Consider the following 1343-nt stretch of genomic DNA (forward strand, 5'->3'; position numbering starts at 1 on the left):
CATAGGCCGGTCACTGCCTTTGAGATCCCTGAAGATATCATGCTTGCACCGATTGTTTTACCCCAAATTGCTCAAGTACCAGATCTCACTAAGCCTTTACCTAGCTCATTCTTGAGCGCTTTTAAGCTTGTTATTAAACCTTATCTCACGATGGGTAAACTGCCAATTAGCTTAGCTTCTGAGATTCTGAATATTCATGTCAGAACGATCCAGCGTCGATTGGAAAGTGAAGGGGTGGTCTACAAAACCTTGATTGAAGAGATGGTTCTTGAGCAGGTTTTAGAATTGCTTAAGCAGTCAGATCTATCGATCACGCAAGTAGGTGCGAAAATGGGCTATTCCGATTCTTCCCACTTTACCCGAGCGTTCAAACGACAGATGAACATGACGCCAAGACAGTACCGAAAAGAGCACAGCTAAAACCAGTAAGTAAAAACAGGAGCCTGCACGCAGAATTATTTATTGTCACCAAATGGCCATTTATCAACCTTGAATACTGGCAATATCACTACTAAGTTATTGAATGTGGATGAGTTGTTTTTTTTAGCGAGTTTCGCGACCAATAAAAACATCTTTGAAACCTCATGACACTCATTAGTAGTTACGGAATCGTTATGGGAAGTGGACGCCACTAACAAACGGAATCAAGGTGTAAAAATGAAAAATGCAGGCTTAAAGCTCTCTGTTGTTGCTCTTTCGTGTTCATTTGCTCTTTCTGCAAATGCAGCATCAACGCTATTTACTAACGTCGATGTGTTCAATGGTACTGAAAACAAATTGTACGAAGACCATCATGTATTAGTCGAAGACAATCTTATCAAACAAATCTCTGCGAGCCCGATAGAGGCTGGTGACGCTGTAGTGATTGACGGCGAAGGCAAAACGTTAATGCCAGGTTTAATCGAAGGCCACGGACACTTATTGCTTAACGGCGGTAACCTAAGCGACCACGAAAACAACCGAACGATCGAAGAGTTAGCCGCGCGAGCGACAGTCAACGCGAACGCCGCGTTTCAATCGGGTTTCACCACGTGGCGTGATGCTGGTGGCTTGAATACTGGCTTACGTAAGACTATCGATTCAGGCATGTTGCCGGGCCCACGACTTTACACATCAGGCGCATTTATTGGCCCGACGGGTTCGCATGCCGATTTCAGTAACCTAACCACGGCTAACCAACACTTCTTTGGTTCATCGACCAGTATGGCGCGAAATAGCGTCAGCTTTAATGCCGACGGTATTACCGAAATCAAAGCGGCTGCTCGCCAAAACTTCAAGCAAGGCAATACGCAAATTAAGATCATGTCATCAGGTGGTGTGGCATCATCATTTGACCCTTGGCA

2 protein-coding genes are annotated in these 1343 nt (G+C 44.8%); both read left to right on the forward strand.

What is annotated here, in order from left to right; translation table 11 throughout:
• The coding region (locus AB4486_RS23950; protein ID WP_372119098.1) for a helix-turn-helix transcriptional regulator at positions 1–420 on the forward strand (420 nt) is incomplete at its 5' end.
• A gap of 237 nt (positions 421–657) precedes the next feature.
• A partial coding sequence (locus tag AB4486_RS23955; protein WP_372119101.1) for an amidohydrolase family protein occupies positions 658–1343 on the forward strand: 686 nt, incomplete at its 3' end.

Source organism: Vibrio sp. 10N.222.55.C6, assembly GCF_041473395.1.
GTDB lineage: Bacteria > Pseudomonadota > Gammaproteobacteria > Enterobacterales > Vibrionaceae > Vibrio > Vibrio crassostreae_C.